Raw genomic sequence first — 23,122 nt, 5'->3', positions numbered from 1 at the left:
CAGACCCTGAAAAACCACAATGGTTTCTTTTTCGGTGCCGCAACACACTGGGAAATGAGAGTGCTGTTGGGGGAGGGCGCTTTGTCTCGACTAAATAAAATAATAGATGCTTTCGAAGAAGGCTTTATCGCCACCATCCTTGCGGTGATGACGCTGGTCACCTTCTGGCAGGTCGTCATGCGGTACGGCTTTAACTCGGGTTGGGGTGGCGCGCTACAGTTCACCCGCGTGCTGTTTGCATGGCTTATTCTTTTCGGCATGAGCTATGGCCTGAAAATTGGCTCGCACCTTGGCGTTGATGCTTTCATCCGCTTGTTTCCGAAACCGGTCTTCCGCACCTTCGGGCTGATTGGTGCGCTGGTGACGCTGCTGTATGCGGCACTGTTGTTTGATGCAGACTGGTTTGGCTGGTTGCTTGGGCTTGATAACCGCGGGTCTTCCGGCGGTGCGTTTGATTACGTTGCCAAGTACTACAAGCTTCCAATCGGCATGGAAGATCTGAAGTTTCCTGAGTGGTATCAGGAGATGTTTGGTGTGAAAGAGCGTGTTCCACGGTGGTGGGGCTATGTCATCTTGCCAATCGGTCTTGCCCTTCTGGCTTTCCGGTCGCTGCAGATGTGCTGGTTCATTCTGACTGGCCAACGCGACACGATGATTGCCGCGCACGAAGCTGAAGAGCTCGTTGAAGAAAACAAAGACGTGCTGAAGGACTAAGCCCAATGGAAACCGCTGTTCTCTTTTTGCTGCTCTTTGGGCTGCTTCTTATCGGGGCACCAATCGCGATTGCGCTTGGCTTGTCTTCCGTTCTCTACATCGCGCTGTTCTCTCATGACTCTATGAGCTCTGTGACCATTCAGATGTTCAATGCGTCGCAGAACTTTACACTGCTCGCGATCCCGTTCTTCATTCTGGCTTCCAGCTTCATGTCCACTGGCGGCGTTGCCCGTCGTATCGTGAACTTTGCTGTGGCTACTGTTGGCTGGGTGCGTGGTGGTCTGGCTATGGCTGGCGTGCTGGCCTGTATGATCTTTGCTGCGCTTTCTGGTTCGTCTCCAGCGACTGTGGTTGCGATTGGTACCATCGCGATTGCTGCGATGCGTCAGGCTGGTTACTCCAAGGAATTTGCTGCAGGCATCATCGCCAATGCTGGTACGCTGGGAATTCTGATCCCGCCTTCCATCGTGATGGTTGTTTATGCGGCTGCAACCAACGTTTCTGTTGGGCGCATGTTCCTGGCGGGTGTCATCCCGGGCATTGTTGCTGGTCTGATGCTGATGGTGACGATCTACATTATCGCCCGCAAGAAAAACCTGCCTGCGCAACCGTTCCCAAGCTTCAGGGTGCTGTGGTCCACGTTTGCTGAAGCTGCGTTTGGTATGTTCCTGATTGTGATCATCCTTGGCGGTATTTACGCAGGTGTGTTTACACCAACAGAAGCTGCGGCTGTGGCAGCTGTGTATGCGTGTCTGATTGCTCTGTTCATCTATCGTGACATGGGGCCGCTGAAGGACAAGAAATGGCGTAAGTCTGGTGAAGGACTGCTTGAGGCAATTGTCCGTAATATTGGATTGAGTGTTCTTTACTTCTTCCCTGCCTTCTTCCACCGGGATACCCGCAAGGTGCTGGTTGAGAGTAGTAAGACCACGATTATGTTGATGTTCATCATCGTGAATGCGCTGCTTTTTGCTCACACACTCACTGCTGAGCGTATCCCGCAGGTCATTACCGACTGGATGCTAGGTGCAGGTTTCAACTGGTTCACCTTCCTGATTGCCGTCAATATTATCCTGCTGATTGGTGGTCAGTTCATGGAACCATCCGGTTTGCTGTTGATTGTGGCGCCTGTGGTGTTCCCGATTGCTGTGGAGCTGGGCGTTGATCCAATTCACCTGGGTATCATCATGGTGGTGAACATGGAGATTGGCATGATCACACCGCCTATCGGGCTCAATCTGTTTGTGACCTCGGGCATAACGGGTATGAGTCTGGTGCAGGTGGTGCGTGCCGCTGCACCGTTTGTGATGGTTCTGCTGGTGTTTCTCGTATTGGTTACGTATTTGCCATGGCTCTCCACGGCGCTGCCAACCTATATGATGGGGCCAGAGGTTATCGTCAGGTAGCTGGCACCAAGATATGTTTTGAAAGGCCGGGGCATTTGCTCCGGCTTTTTTGTTGCTGCTTATTCGAGGCAAATGCAGAGCAATAGCTTAGGCGGATTTTGGGGGGAAACTGCGATAATAGTCAGGTCCCATAATGTTGCCGTGAGGAGCTGATGAGGAGAGCGTTCACCGCTGTAATTCTTGCTCTGGGCGTTGTTTTCGCCACACTTGCGTTCGCCCAGATTGACTGTAAGCTTGGCGAAGTTGTTATCAAGTTCAGCCATGTTGTGCCGCCGAGAGGCCATCCTAAGGGTGACTTTGCGCGGATGCTGGCGGAACGGGTGAACACCGAGATGGACGGTGTGGCCTGCATGCAGGTGTTTCCCTTTTCCCAGCTTTATGATGATGAGAAGGTGATGGAAGCCCTGATACTGGGTGATGTGCAGCTGGCGGCGCCTTCTCTTTCAAAACTGGAAGTTTACACCAACAAGTTCCGACTCTTTGATCTGCCTTTCCTGTTTGAGGACATGGATGCAGTACAGCGTTTTACTGCCAGCGAGAAGGGGCAGGAACTGCTTGATGTCATGTCTGATTTCGGGGTTGTTGGGCTTGGGTATCTTTATGATGGATTAAAGCACTTTTCTGCCGATAAGCCGTTGCTCGTGCCTTCTGACGGGGCAGGGCTGAAGTTTCGGGTGCAGAATTCTGATGTGGCCGTTGCGATGATTGAGGCGATGGGAGCGAGTGCGCAGAAATTGGCGTTTAAAGAGGTCTATGGGGCTTTGCAGTTGGGGGTTGTTGATGGTCAGGAGAACAGCTGGTCCAACATCTTCACATCGAGGTTCTTTGAGGTTCAGGACGGGATTACTGAGACCAACCATCAATTGCTGGCTTATGTTGTGTTTGCACCTAAGGAGTGGTTGGAAAGCCTGAAGCCTGATGTGCGGGAGCAGTTTCTGACGATCTTCCAAGAAACGCTGGCCAAGGCCAATGCGCAAGCTGCGCAGACGAGCGACGAGAACCGGCAACGGATTGTCGATGCTGGTTATACCGTGCGTGAGTTGACGCCAGAACAGCGCCAGCAATGGGCGGATGTGATGCGACCTGTTTGGGGTGAGTTTGAAGATGAGATCGGCAAGGATCTGATTGCTGCTGCTGAAGCCTCAAATGCGACCAAGGGCAACTGACGGTCTTCTGATTGGACATCTATAGTATTGCGTGTGTCAGCCTTATTCGTATGATCAACGTTGATCATGTAATAGGTGCGCCATGTCTGAAGTTATTTATCTTTCCGCTAAAGAAGCTGCCAATGAGTTGGGGGTGCGCCCGGCCACGCTGTATGCCTATGTGAGCCGTGGGTTGGTCCGCTCGGTTCAAGGGCCGGGGAGGACGCGGCTCTATGATGCTTCCGATATCCGCTTCCTGCGAAGTCGTCGGGCTGGAGAAGGCTCTGAGGAACGGGATGGGCAGTCCCGGAGTGCTGCTGCAAAGGGCGTACTTGAGACCAAGCTGACGCTTTTGACAGATGAGGGGCATTACTACCGCGGTCAGTCTGCACTGGAACTTGCAAAGGCTGGTACGCTTGAAAGTGTCGCCACGCTGCTGTGGGATTGTGAGAATGACCCGTTTGCTCAGCCTGCGCCTCATGCCGTCGAGGTGATGAGCGGGCACCAGAGGCCCGCTGAGCGGGCGATTGTGGCGCTCTGTTCCTGGCCGGAACAAGACAGCGCGGCCTATACGCTGTCTCAGGAGCTACTCAAGCGAAAAGGGGCGTGCCTCATTCGCCTTGCAGCCAGTGCGCTACTGATGCAAGCGCCGAGCACTGACCCGATGCACCGGCAGATTGCTCAAGCCTGGGGCGTGAAGAATGAAAAGGCTATCGATCTGATCCGTGCGACGCTTGTTTTGTGTGCTGACCATGAGCTTAATACCAGCGCATATGCGGTCAGATGTGCGGCTTCGACACGGGCGCCGCTGCATGCTGTTCTTGTTTCCGGGCTTGGAGCGTTTATGGGCCCCAGACATGGAACAAACGCAGAGCGCGTGCTGAGTTGGCTGAAGCATATTCATGTAGCTGACGATATAGAGAACGTGTTGCAAGAGCGATGTATGAACGGAGAATATCTGCCGGGACTTGGGCATTCCGTATACGGCGGGCCTGATCCAAGGGGCGAATTTCTATTAGGCAAACTCATGCAAAGTGAGCTGGATCACCCGCTTGTTGCACTGATTCCACCATTACTGGAAAGATCTCGGGAGCTTTTCGGAAAGCACATGAATGTGGATTTTCCACTAGCACTTTTGGAGCAGATTTTGGGCTTACCAAAAAATTCTGCCGGAATTTTGTTTTGTATTTCAAGAATTAGCGGCTGGATCGCTCAGGCGCTCGAACAATATCAAATGCAAGAACAAATACGTCCGCGTGCTGCATATGTTGGTATTCGTCCGACCTAAAGCAGGCGTCAGTTGAATAGTTAATTTTTTTGATCTTTAACCTAGGCGTGTATCCCGACCCTATTCTATGATCTCCTAGCGTAAAATTGATATTGTTATGTTCTTTCTCTGTAGTTAATTTTATATCGATTATTTGTATTGAATATGAGAAAGTATTCCGTAGATTATCAATAATTGAGTAGTTCATGCGTGGTGTTATCTATTGTGGAAATGTGCTCTTTTACATAACTTTTGACGTGACCTAGTTGATTTGAGGGTGTTCAAATTGGGGAGGCGCTATGTTACGTCTACATCATTAATCGGAATATTGGTTGTATCTCTCACTCTATCAAGAATAAGGCATTTCATGAATCGTTTGCCCCCTTTGAATGCTTTGGTCGCGTTTCGTGCAGTTATGGAAACTGGGAGTTTGGTTTCGGCGGCCCAAAAGCTAGCAATTACCGCTAGTGCGGTCAGTCACCGGCTCAAAGCGCTGGAGGATCACCTGGGACTGGAGCTGTTTGAGCGCCGTTCCAGAGCGGTTTTCCCGACTGCAGCGGCCTATCGATATGCCTCGGAGATTGCCGAGGCATTTGACAGAATCTCAACTGCGACGCGCACTATCGAAGCTGTCGGGAACAGGGATACTTTGAGTATCCATTGTTCTTCAAGCTTCGCTAGCAATTGGTTGTTGCGCCGTCTTCGTTCGTTTACCGCGCATAACTCAGAGATCACCGTGACTGTTTCCAGCAGTGGCTCTGATCAGAATATTGAAGGCGGGCTGTATGACCTCGTCTTCACACGTCAGTCTAATACTCCAGAAGAGTTTCAGGAAATCTCCTTAGGGCGCGAGAAGTTTCGTCCGCTGATTTCGCCTGAACTGCTGGATAATCTTGGCTACCCTAAGAAGCCGAATGAGCTGCTAAAACTGCCGATTATTCGCAGTGAAGGTGCCACGGTTTCCTGGGAGACATGGCTGTCTGAAGCTGGTGTTCCAAACCCGATCGTCAATGAGATGATGGTGTTTGAGAATGCGGCGCTTTCTCTTGACGCTGCCGAAAAGGGGTTCGGCATTGTTCTTGAGTCCAATCTTTTAAGTGCCGAAGCTGAGACCGCCGGACGTCTTGTGCCGATCTTCCCTGAATATCAGCGGGATGGTCGTGAACATAAACTGATGTGGCGTGAGAAGCGTGGAGCTGAGCCAAAAATTCGCAGCTTCCGTGATTGGTTTGAAAATCAGTTGCGCTACGATTTTGTAGATGAAGAAGCTTATGAACCAGTGGCTGCGCTCGTCGATTAAACAAGCCTTGCTGTTTGTAGCTGACGGCGGGGGCAATTAACCGTCAGCTTACATGAGTGTTCTTATGATTTGGGTGGGTACTTCGGTATCCGCCCATTTCTTTGTAAGCGTAGTTATTCGAATTTGTTGGAGTGGTGTGTTGCTGAGCGATGAAATTGCAGGAGCCCATCAAACTGGGTGAGACAAAATTGTTCTGTTCATCCTTGATGAAATCCCTTAGAAGCACCCCTAAATACGCGCCCTTTTGCTGTTTCCCAAAGACACTGCCGAGGCGCTGGTCAATAGCTCGACAACAGAGCTTTAGAAAACACCAGAGAATTTGGTCGCCACTATGAGAACTTCAGAACTCCTGATGCCTGCGGGCAACCTTCAGAAGCTAAAGATTGCTGTGCTTTATGGAGCAGATGCGATCTACCTTGGTACGCCAGATATGTCCTTGCGTACGAAGGCAGAGTTTACGCTTGAGCAGGTTGTTGAGGGGATTGAATTTGCGCATAAGCATGGCAAGCGTGTTTATCTGACGCTGAACCTGTTTTCTCATAACAAGGATGTTCCAAAGCTGAAGGAATATGCCGAGACTATTCGCGATATTAATCCGGATGGTTTGATCATTGCTGATCCGGGTGTGTTCCAGTTTATGCGCAAAGAGCTGCCGAACGTGCCGCTGCATATTTCCACGCAGGCGAACGTTTGCTCCTGGCTTTCCGTTGATTTCTGGAAAGAGCAGGGTGCGGATCTGGTTGTGCTGGCGCGTGAAGTGTCTTTTCCTGAGCTTTCTGAAATTCGTGAGAAGTGCCCGGACATTCGTCTGGAAGCATTTGTTCATGGCGCGATGTGTATGACCTACTCCGGTCGCTGCCTGCTTTCCAACTTTATGGCAGAGCGTGGCGCGAACCAGGGGAATTGTGCAAACTCCTGTCGTTGGAACTACAAAGTGCGCATGCGCATGAAAGACGGCACGATCAATGAGCTTGAGCTGAACGAAGACAACATGGACATGTTTGAGTTCTTGCTGGAAGAGGGATGCCGCCCCGGCGAGTTGATGCCAATTCTGGAAGATGGTCGTGGTTCTTATATTCTGAACTCCAAAGACCTGTGCCTGATGCCGAAGCTGAATGACTTCCTGCGCATCGGTGTGGATTCGCTGAAGATCGAAGGCCGTGGCAAGTCCATGTACTACGTGGCGGTTGTTGCACGCGCTTACCGCATGGCGATTGATGATTACTATCGTGATCCTGAGAACTGGAACCCACAAAAGTACATGGATGAGATGTACAGTGTTGCCAACCGTGGCTACACAACTGCGTTCCATGAAGGTCGTTTGAACAACTACGCCCACAATTATGAAGATACACACTCTATTGGTGAGTGGGAGTTTGCCGGCATTGTTGAGAAGGTGACTGACGAAGCGTTCTACATGAAAGTGAAGAACAAGATTGTTGCCGGGGAAGTGCTGGAGTTTCTGCAGCCTCTGTCCGACGATAGCGTCTTGCTGCGTATCTATGAGTTTGAAAATGCAAAGTCTGGTGAGATTACAGAGGAAGTGCATGCTGGCAAGCAGCCGCTGGTGCGAATCCCGTTCTCGCTGTTCGACAAAGACGATGCAGTTGACTTTAAGGACCGCTTCCCGGTGAACACTGTGGTGCGTAAAGAGCGTCCGTTGACACCTGAGCAGTGGAGCCGCCTGAAGCTGGACCGGACAGCGGAGCGTATTGAAGCGCGTGGTGAGGCGACGAATGCGCAGCAGAATAAGTATGAGAGCCAGCGCGACCGACTGATTGATGCGATTTCTGAAGGCAGTCAGGATCGCAAACCGAAGTCTCCTCGTCTTGGTTTGGAAGGCTGTTGTGGGCGTGGCTGTAACGGTTGCATGATCTTCTGGGAAGATCCGAAGTTTGAAAAAGCTCGCGAGATCCTGAAGACCAAAAAGCAGGGTGTGATGTTGGCGCGGAATGCGTTGAAGCACGAAGTGAGCTGATAGCTTAGTTAGGTTGATGCATTCAAAGCCCCGGTCCGAAAGGTCGGGGCTTTTATTTTGTCTGATCCTTATGAGAACCCATTGAATCTCAAAGCTAAAACCATGCTTATTAGGCCAGTAAGCTATTATTAGTAATAATTTATGTATGTTTTAAGCATGAGTCTTTCAAGCTCATGAGTTTGACGTTGGGATAGTTGCACTTGTTGTCTTGAATGATCTGTTGTGGGGTACGTAAATACGCTGATCTTACTTGCTCAGTCTCTCGTGACTTGGCTGGGTTGTGGTGGTGAGAGATTGGCGGCTAGGGAATTATCTGCACTGAATGTGCAGTTTGGAAGGTAATTCAAGATGAACTGGTCCGGAATGTTGAAGAGCGCACCTAAAGCTCAGGGATCACATCAGGCAGATGTGGGCGGCATCTATCGTGAAGGAATTGATGCACTTCTGTTGGCTTTGATGGAAGATCGTCCACTTCCCGAAGTGGAAGGAGTTCCAGCAGATCTTTATGAGCGCTTTGAATCGCTGAAGCAGAAGCTTGATGATCAGGACGAGCGTACCCTTGGTCAAACGGTAGAGTACTCCCTGCAAGCCAGTGAATCGATGGCCGCGATCTCCCAAATCACATGGCATATCCGCAAAACGGATGAAGGTGCGCAGACAATTGCGACCGGTGTTGAAGAGCTAAACGTTTCGTTTTCTGAAATCGCCTCCAGCGCTCAAGGAGCTGCGGATGCGGTGGAATCTGCAAATGAAGCCATGCAGCAGGGAGAAACAGCAACTCGAGAATCTGCAGATGCCAGCCAGCATATTGGCCGGTTCTTTGAAAGTATGACTGCTGCTGCAAATGAGTTGACCGCTGCCGCTGTTCAGATTGGGACCTTTGTTGGTACGATTGAAGGACTGGCCAAGCAAACAAATCTGTTGGCACTGAACGCGACGATTGAAGCCGCGCGTGCTGGTGAGGCAGGCAAGGGTTTTGCTGTTGTGGCTTCCGAGGTAAAGGACCTTTCCGGTCAAACACAGCAGGCAACAGATGATATTCGTTGCCGGATTGAGACCTTGCAGGCTCACGTGAACGATGTGAACTCAGCTGTGAATGATGCGCAATCTCTGGTCAGCAAGAGTATTGATAACTCACAGAATGCCGAGAGTTTGATCTCTGAAGTGCTGCGCGATGTAGGAGTTGCGAGTACGCAGATGCGTGAAATTGCACGCCAACTGACGCAACAGGAAGAGGCAACCAGCGAAATCAATCGCGGTGTCCATGCAATTGCAGGGCATGCACGCGATGTGAATGAGCGGATTGAACATGTGATCCAGACGGTTGCTCAATCTGAATCCATCGTGGAAGAGCAGTTTACTGAGTTTGATCAGCGAGGCGTACCGAACTTTATTCTGCATCGTGCTAAGGCTGATCACATAATCTGGAAGAAGCACCTTGCCGAAATGTCAGTTGGCCTCAGTCATTTGCAGGTGAGTGAGCTTTCAGATCATCATCAGTGCCGTCTTGGCAAGTGGTATGACAAGGTGGATGATGCTCGTGTTCGCGATAGTCTGGCGTTTAAGAAACTGTTGCCTGTTCATGCTGAAGTTCACGAACAAGGCAAGGAATGCGCACGCCTTCTGGGAATAGCAGATCATGCAGGTGCAGATGCTGCTTACAAACGCATGGAAGACGCTTCTACTGAGGTACTGCGCTATCTGGACGAGTTGTTGACCAAGCGGTGAGGTGAATTCCTGGAACTGATTGAAAATCAGAAAAGCCCGGGCAGGTGATGCGCCGGGCTTTCTTTTTGTGTTGTTTTATTTTTTGTCGTTTGGCCGTATCCGTTCTTGAGAGGTTTTGGCTTCTCAAGGATACGGTGAAGATCAAACCGGAATGACGACCCAGTAATCCAGATCAAGGATCACGCTGTCTTGGTATTTCCCGTCTTCATTCTTGTATGGGAAATCTCCGCAAATAAGATCTTTTGTTGCAACGAGGCGCAGGCGTAGTGCTGCGATATCGCTTCTTCCTTCAATCCGTTTTTTATCCAGAACCTCAGACCATGCGTAAACGGTGTCACCTGCAAAGAGCGGTGCAACGTGTCGTCCTGCATTGATGCCTGTGATATGGAAAGCATTGCCTAGTCCGTTGAAAGACAAAGCGCGCGCAAGCGAGATGACATGGCCACCATAGATCAGGCGTTTGCCAAAGCGGCTGTTTTTCTCGCTATGATGATTGAAGTGGACTTTCGCTGTGTTCTGGTAAAGACGTGTTGCGAGCTGGTGTTCAGCTTCTTCCACGGTCATACCGTCGACGTGATCGATCTTTTCACCCACTTCGTAGTCATCGAAGCGGAATGGTGAACCGGACAGGTCAAAGTCCCAATCATCGATTGAAAGCTCTGGAACGGCTTGCCCCAGGCAGTCCTCGGAAATTCCGTCTGGTAGATCCGGCAGGGTGGTTTCTGGTGCAGACGCATTTTCATCGCGCTTCTTCACCATGACCCAGCGGGTGTATTCCAGAACCTTTTCAGGATTCCCTGGCTCTTTGTGGCGATAGCCAGTAGAGCGCACGTAAACAACACCGGTTTTGCCGTTTGAATTTTCTTTCAGCCCGATGACTTCTGACGTAGCAGAGACTGTATCTCCGGCATAGACAGGCATCAGGAAACGGCAGTCGGAATACCCCAGGTTTGCGACGGCGTTCAGTGAGATATCTCCCACTGTTTTACCGAAGACCACGTGGAAGACTAGAAGGTCGTCCAACGGGTAATACGGGTATCCAATGGTTTCTGCAAAAGCAGTTCCCGACTGTACCGCAAATCGAGATCCGTATAATGCAGTATAAAGAGCTGTATCTCCTTCGTTTATTGTCTTTGGTGTTCCATGTCTTATGACCTGGCCCACGTGAAAATCTTCAAAAAAGTTACCGCAAGACGTCTTTGTCTTAACCGCAGTTAACGTCATGTATGTAGTCCCCCAACAACAACACGGCAGGCATTGAATAAGAAGTATTTTTAGTTATCAAGCAACACCTTAGAAGGTTGACACTTCGCATAGTATATGTCGCTTTTGATCTTTTTTCTTGTGCCCTTGTATTTTCCTTGGTTGTCCAATTGACTTGTTTAATTGAACAAATTCAATAGGTTGACGGATAATGTGGTGGTTGCCGCAATCCGTGCTTCAGATGATCGACAAAAATACTCGAGAGAAACAAGCAAGCTTTCTGTCCGTTTGAGACCCTTTATATCTCAGAATCAGTAGGAATGAGCAAATTAAATGTAGATTATGATTAGGTAATTATGTCTTGTTTTTAGCTAAACCTACATCCTGACGTTGAAATTGTAGGATTGTGCAAGCGAATCAGTAAAAATGTTAGCAAATCTTGACTGATTCACTTTGAGTGAGTGTGCTGAGTTGTTCACTGTTTGGCCCCCTAAAACCGTAGGTTTTTCTTCAAGATCAAAGCGTTACTATGAGTGGTAGGAGGTTTTCGCCCATGGTGAGCTTTTTCTGGCGGATTGTAGGTGTTGTTTTGCTGGCGTGGGTCGCGTGGGATCTCTATGCGGGATACACGCTTCTTTATGATGTCATCTACCGGACAGAAGACCCGCTGATGTACTGGATTGGCATCGCTTTATGGACCGCACTTGGGCTGAGCTGCTTTTTCTCATCAAGTCGTCAGGAATAAGGCGCCAATTTCTCAATTGATCTGAGCTGTCCCGGTTGTATCCTACAAACACTAAATGCTGTTGGTGGTTCTGCCGCAGCACGTTGAGTTGTAGTCGAGGGAGGTTGTTATGTCGGAGAGAACCTTAATTTCTTCAGGATCACCCTTTGAAAAGACCGCTGGATATTCTCGTGCAGTTGTAGATGGTGACTTCGTCCATGTTTCTGGCACGACCGGATATGACTATTCGACGATGCAAATGCCAGAGGATGTGGGCGCACAGGCCGTTAATGCGCTGGAAACGATCAAAAGTGCGCTTGGCGAAGCTGGTTGTTCGCTTAAGGATGTGGTTCGTGCGCGCTATTATGTGACTGACCGGAGTAACGTTGAGGCAGTTTTTGCCGTACTTGGTGAGTATTTTGGTGAAATCCGGCCTGCGGCAACCATGGTTATTTGCGCTCTCATCAAGGAAGAGATGAAGGTCGAAATAGAAGTCATGGCTCGAAGGAGCTAATCGGGCTTTTGGCTTTCTGTTGGCTTTCGAGAAACTGGCAAGGTATATTGTGGGCGTATATGCTGAGAGACTTTTAAGTTTCTGGTCTTTTCGCCAGTTGAAAGATCGTTTGCCTTAGCTATATAGGCAGACAATACCGACACTAACGAGATGGCGACGCATGACTGATTTTCCGAAAGAACTGCTGACTGGATACGGCCTTTATAAAGAGCGGATTTATCGCCAGTTTGAAGAGGAATATCAAAACCTCGCCATCTATGGCCAAGAACCTGAAGTGATGGTGATTTCCTGCTGTGATAGCCGGGTTACACCTGAAGGTATCTTCCATGCGCAGCCGGGTGAACTTTTTGTAGTTCGTAACGTGGCAAACTTGGTGCCTCCATTTATCCAAGGCGGTGGCACGCACGGTACCAGTGCAGCGCTTGAGTATGCAGTGACTGGCCTGAAGGTGAAGCATCTTGTTGTGCTGGGCCATTGCAAGTGTGGTGGTGTTCAGGCTTTCCGCGAAAGTAATGGCAAACTCAGCAAGACTGGTCAGTTTGTTGGACCGTGGATCAAGATGTTGGAACCAGCTGCGATCACGCTGGCTTGTACCCCTGTCGATAAACACGAAGATCCGCAACTTGCGTTGGAATATGCTGGCATTCGCCAGAGCTTGAAGAACCTGATGACGTTCCCGTTTATTGAAAAGCTTGTCACACAGGGGAACCTGGACATTCACGGTGCGTGGTTTGATATTGGCTCGGGTTCTTTGCGGGTTATGAATAAGGAAACCGAAATCTTTGAAGACGCACAGGATCTGCGTGCGCGTTTGAAAGAGCAGGAAACAGAGGACTAAGCCTTTGTAGGGTAAGAGAGCCAATCTGAGTGTTGGTTTGATAGAGTTTTGGAGGGTCGCGTTCTATGGTGTAGGGCGCGGCTTTTTTGTTTGTTTGCTGGCTTTCCAATTGGGGTGGCGTACCTTCCAGAGAATGAACGGAATACTGAGTGTGAGGAACACGCCGGGGATGATGATTGCCAGGTAAGTTGTTGCCGGAAAGTCGGGTTCGTCGGGAGGTCGGAAGCCGATCATGAAGGCAATGAGCGAGATACTGAAGCCTATGCTGCCCAACACCCAGATGCCCCAGTTACCGAACGGGACCTTATAGGTCCGCGGAACATTGGGGTATTTGTATCGGAGCCGGATTGCAGTGCTGTAGAGCAGCAAATACATGACGGAGTAAAGCAGGACGGCTGTTGAGGTGAGGTACAAAAACACCTCGTTGGTCTTCACGTGAAGCAGGAAAGCGGTTGCTATGAGTGTGGCGATGGTGGCCTGCACCAACATGAGTGGCACTGGCATATCGTGAGTGTTTGAACCATGCAGGAATTTGGGAAGCATGCCATCCCGTCCTGCGACTGCGAGGCTTTTCACTGGTCCTGCAATCCAAGTGCTGACTTGTCCGGCGGCGCCAACAGCGATGAACATGGCCGCAATGGGTAAGATGTTTGGCACACCATAGTGATCCAGCAGTATTGTGAAGGTTTGCAGGACGCCAAGGGTGTTCGAGATCTCTGTTACCGGGATGATCATAGCAATGGTCAAACCACCCAGAAGAGAAATGGAAAAGCCGATGAATGCTGCGATGAGGATTGCGATTGGGTAGGTGCGCCGAACGTTCTGAACTTCTGTCGCGTGGCCTGCTGAAACTTCCATTCCAATAAAACCAAAGAGGAAACTGAGGAAGAGGAACAAGGTTGAGGTTTGAGAGAGGGATGGGATGATATTGGCTGTGGTGAGGCTGATATCAATGGCGGGTTGTGCTGGTCCAGTCACGAAGAGTAGGCCCAGTGTGATCATGGTGAGGGATGGAAAGATGGTTCCCGCCAGCAGGCAAATGCCAGCAATACGTTTTGTGATGCGAGTACCTTTGAAGTTTGCGAAGGTTGCGCCCCAGTAGATGATGATGACACCCGTGAACATGAGCCATGGGTTTTCATCAAGTGGACGGTCAAACACAAATGCGAGGGCTGCGGTGGTGTAGGCAACGGTTGCGACCATGGCGAAAATGGCCTGAAACCACTGCAGGAAGATTGCCATGAACCCGAATGGGGCGCCGAAGGCTTCCTGCACCCAGGTGTAGACACCATGCTTGGGCCAACCTGTTGCCAATTCTGCTGAAATGAGGGCGACTGGCAGGATATAGCAGAGGATCACTGCTGTGTTGAAGAACAGGATCTTCATGCCGGTTTGTGCCATGAGCGGCATATTCAGCATGGTCATGAAAAGCGCTGTGGTCATAAACACCAAGTGCCAAAGGGTTATGTGGTGCTTTGGCTGTTTGCGTGGTGTTTTGCCCATCACTCTTGTCCTCTACTTTTCGAGGCGTGCGAGATTTTCTTGCGGCGCAGGAACCATATGCTGAGTGGAACCAGCAGGGCGAGAATAACAGCCACAACCATGAGGCCTTCAAAGCTCTTTATTGAGAATGGCAGGGATGGTGGGGGAATGAAGCCGATCGCAAAGCAGCTTATGGCAGTCAACATACCGATGATACCGAGTAGCCAGATGCCCCAATTGCCGCCGGGCACTCTGTAAGGGCGCGGGATATGCGGATGAGTGTAACGCAGGCGAATGGCTGCTACGAACATCAGCAGGTACATCAATGAGTAAAGCAGTACTGCTGTTGAGGTGAGGACGAGGAACACCAGATTGACGTTCTCGAAGAGGATGAAGCTCAGGGCAATGAATGAAATGAGAGATGCCTGCAGGATCAGAAGTGCTGTGGGAACGTTGTTTTTATTGGCTTTAGCAAAGTGTGCTGGCAGTAATCCCTTTCTGCTGGCGGCCCACATGCCTTTTACCGGACCAACTATCCAGGTGCTGACCTGACCGGCTGCCCCGACTGCGACCAGCAGTGCGATGAAGGGTGTTAGAATGGAAAGGCCGTAGGCATTCAGATAAGCGGAGAAAGCCTGAAGGGCGCCGTTGATGTTGGAGATATTGCCTTTTTCGAGGATGAGTGAGACGGCAAGTCCACCCGCAAGGGTGATGACAAAGCCTGCGATTGCTGCTGTGAAAATTGCATGCGGATAATTCTTTTGCGGGTTTTCTACTTCGTTTGCATGGCAGGCGGAGACTTCGATGCCGACAAAGCCGAACACGAAGCTCATGAAGAAGACGAAGCTGGTGGTGTCGGAAAGTGATGGAACCCAGTTTGAGAGTGTTGCTGAGGTGTCGAGTGCAATGGTTTCACCATCAAACAGATAGTAGATGCTAAAAAGGATCAGCAGGGCTGAGGGAAAGAAGACGCCGATGGAGACAGCGTAACCTGAGATCTTCTCCGAGGTTTCTGTTCCTCTGAAATTGATCAGTGTTGCAGCCCAATAGAGGGCGAGCACCGAGAAGGTGATGTAGTAGCGATTTGAGCCCAACTCCGGATCAAAGGCATATGTGAGTGTAGCTGTGGCATAGGCGACGATTGATGTGACGCCGAAGATGGACTGTATCCATTGCAGGAACACTGCCACGAAGCCGACGGGCGTGCCGAAAGCAGCTTCGACCCAATGGAACACACCATTTTGCGGCCAGCCTGTTGCAAGTTCTGCTGAGATTAATGCTGTTGGAATGAGGAAAGCAAACACGGTGATGGCGTTGAGCAGGACCATTTGCATACCGGTCTCTGCCATCATTGGCATGTTTCGCAGGGTCATAAACAGTGCTGTGGTGATCAGCACCAAAGGGATGAATGCGATTTTGTGTTCAGCGCTGGGCGGTTTTTCCTGCTGCATGGGCCACCGGCATAGTCTTTGATGCTCTAAACTTTAAATTGAGGGCCTGAAAAAAGACTGAGAGTGCAGGTGGGAAGCGCTTTGGTGGCATTAAGTTGCTGTTAGGTGTGAGCGCTGGGCTAGATGTCTTCCTTGCAGATGGTGCGATCAATTTCCATCAGCTCAACAGGTGCTCCATTTACTTCGATAAAGGCCACGGTTAGTCCGTCGATGGGAGAGTTGGGTTCTATGATAACCTTCTGGTCTTTCAGCGCCTCTTCCAAATCGTCAACTTCAAAGGCCACGTGTGCCACTGTCTTCACGATCTCGGGGTAGGGCGCACCTTCATCATAGCGCTGCCACTGGATGCCGAAGGGATTGTTTTTGTGGTCGCTGACGGTCATGTGCAGGTGAGGCAGCGGAATCTCTTCCTCGAAGTATCCTTTGGTTGGAATGCCGATATGGTTAAATTTCATTGGTCATCTTTCAGTTTGGCTGCATGGGACCATGTTTGAGACCAGTGGCCTAAGGGTTGCAGGTAGGTGAACAGGTCTTCGCCTTCTGCTGTCAGTTCGTAGCCGCTTTCTCCATTCATGACGATCCCGCATTCTCGTAGTTCTTTCAAGCGCGTATTGAGCACAGTCGGTGAAACAGAGTCGCAGTTGGACTGGAGGGTGCGGAAGGTTTGCGGGCCGGTTGAAAGGTTCCAGATGATGCCAAGAGCCCATCGTCTGCCAAGCAAATCAAAGAGAACCATGATTGGCTTACCGGATTTTGAGCCACGAACCGGGGTTCCTGCCTTAGGTATTTTCACAGATATAGGGCTTTCCTTTTTGCTAGGTTTGTTATAGCGATGTATTGCTACAGATATTGTAGCATGTTTGGAGAGTTTTGCTATGGTTGTTTTCGCGGTGTCGTCTGCTCTGGCGGCATCATTAGGGTGGGCATGTGGATCAATGTTGGCCCACCGACCGCTACAACGTGTTGGCGTTTTTGAATTTACGCGCATTCAACTGCTAACATCCGGCGCTATCCTGTGTGTGCTTTGCTCTGTGTTGGGGTACTGGCAAACAGTTGATTGGAGCCAATGGCCTTCCTTCGTGGTGAGCGTTGTTGTCAGCGTGATTATTGGAAACCTGGCTTTGATGGCGTGTTTGCGCCGAGCTGGGCCGCGGCAAACAGAGTTGTTGCTCTCTCTCAAAACGCCGATCGTTGCTGTGCTTGCCTTCGCGTTTCTTGGTGAGGAGCTGAGCTTTACCGAAATTGTTGGCATCGCAATCGCTCTGTTCGGCATTTGCCTGGCGATTTTGTTTGGAAGTTCTGATCAGGAAACAGAAGCTACTCGCCGCAGTGGCGGGTTGGTTGTGATTGTGTTGCTGGCGCTTGTTGCAGCTGCTTCGCAAGGGATTGGAATGCTTGTCCTGAAACCATTGCTTGTTGCTGGGACCGAGCCTCTGGCAGCTTCAGCTGTGCGGGTTACCGGCGCTGCGTTTATTGTGGCGCTGGTTGGATTGATGCCTGTCTCGGCGGTTCAGGCCTCAACAGAGATGAGCTGGATGCTGTTGTTTCGCGTGGTGCTGCCCGGGTTTATTGGATATGGCATATCTGTTTCGCTGCTGCTCTATGCCTACGCTCATTATGATGCAGCTGTTGCCAGCATTCTTGGCTCTCTGTCGCCTGTCTTTATTCTGCCATTGCTCTGGATGCGAACAGGAAACATGCCAAGACCTCTGGCCTGGGGTGGTGCGCTGCTATCGCTTGGCGGAACAGCAGTGATTTTGCTGTAACAGGACCGGTGCCAGCAGTTATGTTGCTGCTGGCACGCTTTGCTAGATCAGAAGCTGAGCTGAAGGTTGTGCTTCTCAAAGAGATTATGGAAGCTCTTTACAAGACCGTTTGCAATTTCAGCTGCTTCTTCCGACGGATCACTCGGAAAGAAGAAGGCATCTGTTACGGCCTGCTTTTGCTCCAGGAATTCGCCTTCTGAGACCGTGTTTTCATCAGGGAAATCTAGCGAGTCCAGTAAAGGTGCAAACAACTGAACGAATGGGCCTTTCAGTGTGGATGAGATCACTGAAGCGGTTGCATAAGCTTCTGTTGGGTGTTTCCCAGCCTGCTGAAGACGGTTGACCAGTTGATCCTCGACCTTTTTCGTGATGAGCTCGATAGCCTCACTCACAATTTGCGAATTTTCCTCAAGTTTCTCGGAACGGAAAGCGTCGTTCAGCTGTTGCTGGATCTCCGGATGTTCCTTGAAAATCTTCGTGAAGTGGCGCTCTGCGGCGAACTTGTTGTCGTCACCGCCCAAACCATCCGCGTTGTTGGAGTGCTTTGCTATGAACTCGGTCAGCAGTTCTGGATTGATTTCATCAGCCGTCAGGTGTTCTACAAAGCCCTTGATGATTTCATTGGCGCTTTGAGCCGTCTCTATCTGCTTGCCAAGCTCAGCCTTTGCTGCGTTGATGATGCCGCCTTGTTCCTGAAAGTCATTGTCGTCTTTTATTGAGCGTACAATTTCTTTGGCAGCCAGATCAGGTAACCATTTCTGCGCGGCTCTTATTTCTTTTGGGGTTCCTTCAGGAATAAACGGGGCAATCTGGGAGCTGAACTCATCTGTTTGGGCTGCTTCTCTCAGTGTCGATTTCAACACGTCCTGAACAGCGCTGTTGATGATGCTTTTCTGAAGAATATCATCGATTTGATCTGTAATGTCGTTCGTGCCTTCAGGACCGGAAACCGTGTTGAAGACGCCATTCAATACGGTTGCGATTTCACCAAATGCCGCTGCGCTCACCTTCTCTGCTGGCAGGCCCAACTCTGAGAAGACGCTTTCTAGTGCAGCTCCGCCTGCGCTTATTGACTGCAGCGCTTCGATGGCGCGCAGCTGATTACTTACTGCCTGTTGTACCTGTTCACCTTTCAAACTGCCGCGAATAGATGAGTTTGATTTGTCTGGTCTGGACTGCTCTTCCAGTTTGAATTTCGTGTTCTCCTGCAGTTTTGTGATCTGCTCAGGGGAGACATTGTCCCAGTCGATCTGGATGCCAGCCTCTGAAGCAGCAGCTGCCAGGTGTTCACGGTCGCCTAGTTTCTCGATGTGCTGAGCGATGCTGGCGTTTATTGCTGCCAGATTCTTCGCAACATCCTCTGCAATCTGTGAGACAATTGTTTTTATTTGCTCAGGATTTTCGCCAGCCTTTGTAAACTCACTGGAGTCTTCCAGCAGTTTGGTGACATTGGCTGCTACCTCTGCACCATGCGTTTTGGTGACGCTTGTGAGGATAGCCGTTTGTGTAGTTACATTGAGCTCTGCGGCTTTATTTTCCTGAGTTGTGAGTGCTAACTCAACTGTGTCCAGTACCTGTGCTTTGGTCAGGCTGTGGGATTTGCCATCACTTGGTGCGAAAGCCTTGTAAGCGGCTTCACCGACGTCTTTGCCGAATTCTGTTTTTAATGCTTCCTGAAAACGGGTCTGATCTGCAGATTTCTGGCTATCTCCAGTGATATGGAGTTTGGCCCAGGAAAGCACTTTTCCGCCAACCGATGTATGAGAGGTGCGTTGTGTAACGGCCTCTTGCGTAGTGTGCAGTTTGTCCAGACCGTTGTCGAGTTGGGCTGCAGTTACAAAACTGGAGAGTTCAACGGTGCTCATACTCTTGCTCCAAAATCTGCGAAATTATCGGTCTGGCAGGGGTTGATGTGGTTTGGGTTATCCCAGTTCGGACTAAGACTTTCAGGATTTTTGAGGCGCTCGTGCCAGGACGCGGCTGTGCGAATGAACATGTCCAGCTTGTTGTGCAAAGCGAAGGAGGACCTGTCGGAGATCGTCACCACCATGGAGAGGTTTACGCAACTTGCTTTTGGGCTGATGTTAAACGCCATGGCATGACTGTCTGCAAACACGCAATTGGCCTGCATCAAAGCCTGAAGGACTTGCGGGTTGTTGGTGTCGCGCTTGCTGACAACTGCATTGAAAAGGAGGGTCTGGCTTTCATCTCGCCAGACGATGCTCATGGCGAGGTCCTGATCAAGACCGAGGAAAATCTGGTCGTCTTCGTTCAGGGAGAAGTTGTCAAAGCCAATTCTGTTGCCGAGTTCGATCAGCAGTGCGTTTACCAAATCAGTCATGCAGTCTCGCGCGCCTCACCATAGAACGTGTATGCCGTTGATGCTGTTTCTTGCAATAAAGACGGTTCGTCTGTTGCAAGGGGATGCATCCATGAGACTAGATTTAGTGGAGGTGAGGAGAGGCTGCTGTCTTGTTTGGTACAGGTTGCCAACAAACTTGTGCCCCTCGCATACCGTGAAGAGTGTGCGAGGGGGTGTTGGTTATGTGTTTGCGAGAACTGTGGCCGGAGTCGCTGCTCGTTTATGAGCCAGCACGACGACAAAGGTGAGGCCCAGCAGCAGAACTTCTGAGAACACGCTGGCGTACCAAATACCGGCTTCTCCCATTGCATAGGGCAGGATGAGGGTAAGCGGGACTGCGAACAGGTAGGTTTTGGCCAGCATCAGAATACCTGCGCGGGCGGCATCGCCGATCGCCTGAAAGAACGTGCCCACCATCATCAACGGACCAGAGAGGAAGAACATCATGGACACGATTGGTATGATGCGCTCTACGTCTGCGATTGTGGCTGCGTCATCGACAAAGATAGCGCCCAGCTGGGAGCTGAACAGGAAGTAGATTGCCTGAACACCGCTGCAGTAGATGAGCGAGATTATGATCGCTATCTTCAAGGTTTGTGCTGTTCTGTCGTGCTTTTGGGCGCCGTAGTTGTTTCCTGAGATGGATTGTAGCGCCATGCTGAGACCTAGCAGAGGCAGGAATGTGAAGGTCATCATTCTGGTGATGATGCCATAGGCACCTGCGGTGACTTCATAGTTGCTTCCGGCCCAAAGCTGAATTGCAAACAAAGTGACGGCAGCTGCCAGCGAGACGCCCGTGTAGCCAAGGCTTTGGGGAACTCCAAGGGCGATGAGAGACTTCCATTGGAAGCTCACTGGCCGCCAGTTCAGGAAGGAAAGTTCTTTGCGCTTGGATGTGTAATAGACCACCAGCGCCACCAATGAGATCAGCTGTGCTGTCAATGTTCCATAAGCAGAGCCTGCCACGCCCCAGCCGAACTGCACCACATAAAGCCAATCGAAGAAGATGTTCAGGAATGCAGAACTCAGCGTGATGACTGTCATGAGAGGCAGTAACCCCTCACAACGCAGCCTGTCGATGTTGATGGATAAAACAAACCCCAGCGGCGAACCCAAAATGAGGATCGCCATGTATTGATAGCCAATTCCAGCTAGCTCGTCAGAGCCGTTGGTCAGGAACAGGGCAAGTTGAAATCCTGCTACCAGAAACCCAAGAATGAGGATGCCGCAGACGATCAGGGCGAGGGCGATTGCGCTGTCGATGATCTTCTTTGCGATGCGGTGGTTGTTGGCGCCAAAGGCCCTTGCATAGATGCTGGCGAAGCCGTTGGACACGAGCGTGAACAGGGAAACCAGAATCATGAAGAGAGGGAACATGAGGGTGACGCCAGTCAGCGCTTGTGTACCCACATAGGTTCCCAGAAAATAGGCGTCGACGACGGTGTGTAAGCCATTGACCATCATGACAAGGCTGAGGGGTATTGCGGTTTTTGCAAAGAGAATAGGTATGGAGCCGGACAGAAAAATATTGTCCGGTTTGGAAGAAGAAACGTCAGACATCAAAACTGCTTTCAATTCAGAAGCGGGAAAGTGCTGGAGCTCGCGTTGCCAGTAAACCGCTGAAATTATGCGGTTTGATGTAGAAAAGATGGAGCTTCACCAGAGCGGTATGCTTGCGAGCGGCGGGTGTCCGAACCACGCTGCGATCATAGGTGGCGTGCATTGTTACTGCAAGTGGCCCAGCTCAATTGAGCAAGATTTGTGAACTGGTAAAGGGCAGTTCGGATATGTGTCATGTTGCGGTTGACGACGGTGGCTTGTGCGACCTACTCCTTTTGCAGTCAATTCTGCTGAGAGGTTCTTCCATGGCAAAAGCAATTCACATGATGATCCGGGTTCTGGATGAAGAGCGTTCGCTTGCGTTTTATCGTAGGGCGTTTGGTCTGGAAGTTGCCGAGCGTCTGGATTTTGACAGCTTTACGCTGGTTTATCTACGGAATGCGGAGAATGATTTTGAGGTTGAGCTTACAGTCAACAAAGACCGCAGCGAGCCATACTCATTAGGTGACGGGTACGGGCACATCGCGTTCTGCGTGGATGGGTTGGCTGCTGAACATAAGCGTTTTCAGGAGGAAGGGCTTGCGCCGGAGGACATCAAAGAGTTCTTCGTGGAAGGCAAGTTGCTGGCACGGTTCTTCTTTGTGACTGATCCCGATGGATATCGAATCGAGATGTTGGAGCGGCACGGGCGATACCAATAGCCGCTTCCCAACTTAGTACTCGATCGCCTTTTCAGCCAGTGTAGGAGGGGAGCTTTTGGCGAGCTCCTCTTTGCTGTGGCTTTTGAAGGTGTGGGTGAAGCCATCACGTAGTTTGTACTGCGGTTGCCAGTCGAAGTTCTCCAGATATCTGGTCACATCGAGTGCGCAATCGTAATCGCGGAACGGGAAATACTCACGGGCTGGGATGCTGGGCGCCATGTCATTGCCGTAGAGAATTTCTGGTTCGACCTCTGCAATATCGCAGAGCATCTTCACCCATTTTTCGATGGTGAGGATGTGCGGGTCAGCCAGATTGATAGCTTCAGTCGGCATGGCATGCATCGCCAGCAGATAGAGGATGAAGCTTGCGAGATCTTCTTCGTGCAAAAACTGCAGTTTGGTCTGGCCATCACCGGGCAGGATGATCGGGCGTTCTGTTAAAGCACGCGCCCAGACAAATTGCTCGCGGTCGATATCATTGTTGGGGCCATATAGATAAGGCGGGCGGATGGCGACGGCTGGTGTGTGTTCCTGATTTAGCAGGAAGTGGTCTGCTTCAGATTTATCTCTGCCATAAACGCCCCACACGGACGCTCCGCCGATCGGGTCTTTCTCGCTCGGTAAGTGCCCTTTGGTTTCTTTGTAAACCGCTGCGCTGGAGAGATGAATCCACTTTTTGGCATGAATGCCGAAGGTGTTGAATGCGACCCTCGACTGCTCTCGCGTATAAGCGCTTGTATCGATTACCGCTTCGAATTTATCGGTGATCTGCTGCATGGCAAAAGGATCGTTTCTGTCTGAAACCAACTGCTTGGTTCCCGGAACCGGGCGTGTGCCTCTGTTGAGCAGGGTTACATTATATCCCTTCGAAAGTAAGGCCGGGATGAGAGATGCACCCACAAAGCCCGATCCACCTATGACTAACAAGTTATGCATATTTTGCAGTGCCTTAGAACTGTCCACTCTCAGTTTGAAAAATCTAG

21 protein-coding genes are annotated in these 23,122 nt (G+C 50.5%); 12 read left to right on the top strand and 9 right to left on the bottom strand.

The genetic code is table 11. The features are described 5' to 3' along the window. Positions 1 to 81: 81 nt before the first annotated feature. The 7 genes from PsAD46_RS26860 (at position 82) to PsAD46_RS26830 (ending at position 9,538) form a co-directional block, all read left to right on the top strand. Positions 82 to 714 (top strand): TRAP transporter small permease, encoded by a 633-nt coding sequence (locus PsAD46_RS26860; RefSeq protein ID WP_063290431.1) that lies wholly within the window; start codon positions 82 to 84, stop codon positions 712 to 714. Positions 715 to 719: 5 nt separating this feature from the next. Then, positions 720 to 2,120: a TRAP transporter large permease subunit gene (locus tag PsAD46_RS26855; protein ID WP_063300295.1), complete on the top strand. Its 1,401-nt coding sequence runs from the start codon at positions 720 to 722 to the stop codon at positions 2,118 to 2,120. 152 nt (positions 2,121 to 2,272) lie between these two features. Further along, positions 2,273 to 3,286, top strand: coding sequence for a DctP family TRAP transporter solute-binding subunit (locus PsAD46_RS26850; protein ID WP_063308289.1), 1,014 nt, complete (start codon positions 2,273 to 2,275; stop codon positions 3,284 to 3,286). Positions 3,287 to 3,368: 82 nt separating this feature from the next. Further along, positions 3,369 to 4,553, top strand: coding sequence for a citrate synthase family protein (locus PsAD46_RS26845; protein WP_063308288.1), 1,185 nt, complete (start codon positions 3,369 to 3,371; stop codon positions 4,551 to 4,553). A 346-nt stretch (positions 4,554 to 4,899) separates the two neighbouring features. Continuing rightward, entirely contained in the window at positions 4,900 to 5,832 is a 933-nt protein-coding gene (locus PsAD46_RS26840) for a LysR substrate-binding domain-containing protein (RefSeq protein WP_063291799.1), read from the top strand. A gap of 331 nt (positions 5,833 to 6,163) precedes the next feature. Continuing rightward, the gene (locus PsAD46_RS26835; protein ID WP_063308287.1) at positions 6,164 to 7,810 is read left to right on the top strand and encodes a U32 family peptidase C-terminal domain-containing protein; all 1,647 of its coding nucleotides are present in this window, start codon (positions 6,164 to 6,166) and stop codon (positions 7,808 to 7,810) included. 348 nt (positions 7,811 to 8,158) lie between these two features. Continuing rightward, positions 8,159 to 9,538 carry a methyl-accepting chemotaxis protein gene (locus PsAD46_RS26830; RefSeq protein ID WP_063308286.1) on the top strand — a complete coding sequence of 460 codons (1,380 nt, stop codon included), beginning with the start codon at positions 8,159 to 8,161 and terminating at the stop codon, positions 9,536 to 9,538. Between the two features lie 141 nt (positions 9,539 to 9,679). On the opposite strand, the gene PsAD46_RS26825 is transcribed toward PsAD46_RS26830, so the two are convergent. Next, positions 9,680 to 10,762 carry a MaoC family dehydratase gene (locus PsAD46_RS26825; protein WP_063291797.1) on the bottom strand — a complete coding sequence of 361 codons (1,083 nt, stop codon included), beginning with the start codon at positions 10,760 to 10,762 and terminating at the stop codon, positions 9,680 to 9,682. A gap of 532 nt (positions 10,763 to 11,294) precedes the next feature. On the opposite strand from PsAD46_RS26825, the gene PsAD46_RS26820 reads away from it, so the two are divergent. The 3 genes from PsAD46_RS26820 (at position 11,295) to PsAD46_RS26810 (ending at position 12,817) form a co-directional block, all read left to right on the top strand. Beyond that, on the top strand, positions 11,295 to 11,486 hold the full coding sequence (locus PsAD46_RS26820; RefSeq protein WP_057460807.1) for a hypothetical protein: 192 nt from the start codon (positions 11,295 to 11,297) through the stop codon (positions 11,484 to 11,486). A gap of 109 nt (positions 11,487 to 11,595) precedes the next feature. Next, complete coding sequence (locus PsAD46_RS26815; RefSeq protein ID WP_063308285.1) at positions 11,596 to 11,979, top strand: RidA family protein; 384 nt, start codon at positions 11,596 to 11,598, stop codon at positions 11,977 to 11,979. Between the two features lie 160 nt (positions 11,980 to 12,139). Then, on the top strand, positions 12,140 to 12,817 hold the full coding sequence (locus PsAD46_RS26810) for a carbonic anhydrase (RefSeq protein ID WP_063290370.1): 678 nt from the start codon (positions 12,140 to 12,142) through the stop codon (positions 12,815 to 12,817). Positions 12,818 to 12,880: 63 nt separating this feature from the next. On the opposite strand, the gene PsAD46_RS26805 is transcribed toward PsAD46_RS26810, so the two are convergent. From PsAD46_RS26805 to PsAD46_RS26790, 4 genes are all read right to left on the bottom strand, one after another. Next, positions 12,881 to 14,320 carry an APC family permease gene (locus PsAD46_RS26805; protein ID WP_063308284.1) on the bottom strand — a complete coding sequence of 480 codons (1,440 nt, stop codon included), beginning with the start codon at positions 14,318 to 14,320 and terminating at the stop codon, positions 12,881 to 12,883. Continuing rightward, positions 14,320 to 15,750, bottom strand: a complete 1,431-nt coding sequence (locus PsAD46_RS26800) for an amino acid permease (RefSeq protein ID WP_063291794.1) — start codon at positions 15,748 to 15,750, stop codon at positions 14,320 to 14,322. The genes PsAD46_RS26805 and PsAD46_RS26800 overlap by 1 nt, the downstream gene beginning before the upstream one ends. 119 nt (positions 15,751 to 15,869) lie before the next feature. Further along, positions 15,870 to 16,205 (bottom strand): hypothetical protein, encoded by a 336-nt coding sequence (locus tag PsAD46_RS26795; RefSeq protein ID WP_063291793.1) that lies wholly within the window; start codon positions 16,203 to 16,205, stop codon positions 15,870 to 15,872. Beyond that, entirely contained in the window at positions 16,202 to 16,543 is a 342-nt protein-coding gene (locus tag PsAD46_RS26790; protein WP_063308283.1) for a helix-turn-helix domain-containing protein, read from the bottom strand. The genes PsAD46_RS26795 and PsAD46_RS26790 overlap by 4 nt, the downstream gene beginning before the upstream one ends. Before the next feature lie 82 nt (positions 16,544 to 16,625). Here PsAD46_RS26790 and PsAD46_RS26785 point away from each other — a divergent pair, with 82 nt between their 5' ends. Beyond that, positions 16,626 to 17,516, top strand: a complete 891-nt coding sequence (locus tag PsAD46_RS26785) for a DMT family transporter (RefSeq protein WP_063290365.1) — start codon at positions 16,626 to 16,628, stop codon at positions 17,514 to 17,516. Between the two features lie 47 nt (positions 17,517 to 17,563). Here the strand turns inward: PsAD46_RS26785 and PsAD46_RS26780 are convergent, their stop codons facing one another. The 3 genes from PsAD46_RS26780 to PsAD46_RS26770 form a co-directional block, all read right to left on the bottom strand. Beyond that, positions 17,564 to 19,381 (bottom strand): hypothetical protein, encoded by a 1,818-nt coding sequence (locus PsAD46_RS26780; protein WP_063291791.1) that lies wholly within the window; start codon positions 19,379 to 19,381, stop codon positions 17,564 to 17,566. Continuing rightward, positions 19,378 to 19,857, bottom strand: a complete 480-nt coding sequence (locus tag PsAD46_RS26775) for a CesT family type III secretion system chaperone (RefSeq protein WP_063308282.1) — start codon at positions 19,855 to 19,857, stop codon at positions 19,378 to 19,380. Before PsAD46_RS26775 ends, PsAD46_RS26780 begins: the two co-directional genes overlap by 4 nt. A gap of 201 nt (positions 19,858 to 20,058) precedes the next feature. Further along, positions 20,059 to 21,438 (bottom strand): MATE family efflux transporter, encoded by a 1,380-nt coding sequence (locus PsAD46_RS26770; protein WP_063308281.1) that lies wholly within the window; start codon positions 21,436 to 21,438, stop codon positions 20,059 to 20,061. Between the two features lie 305 nt (positions 21,439 to 21,743). On the opposite strand from PsAD46_RS26770, the gene PsAD46_RS26765 reads away from it, so the two are divergent. Next, positions 21,744 to 22,139, top strand: a complete 396-nt coding sequence (locus PsAD46_RS26765) for a VOC family protein (protein ID WP_057465103.1) — start codon at positions 21,744 to 21,746, stop codon at positions 22,137 to 22,139. 12 nt (positions 22,140 to 22,151) lie between these two features. Here PsAD46_RS26765 and PsAD46_RS26760 read toward each other — a convergent pair whose 3' ends face one another. Beyond that, positions 22,152 to 23,075 carry an NAD-dependent epimerase/dehydratase family protein gene (locus tag PsAD46_RS26760; protein ID WP_084404549.1) on the bottom strand — a complete coding sequence of 308 codons (924 nt, stop codon included), beginning with the start codon at positions 23,073 to 23,075 and terminating at the stop codon, positions 22,152 to 22,154. Between the last annotated feature and the right edge of the window lie 47 nt (positions 23,076 to 23,122).

This window comes from Pseudovibrio sp. Ad46, from assembly GCF_001623065.1.
GTDB lineage: Bacteria > Pseudomonadota > Alphaproteobacteria > Rhizobiales > Stappiaceae > Pseudovibrio.
Note: the sequence above shows the minus strand (reverse complement) of the source record. Positions and strands in the feature narration are given on the sequence as shown.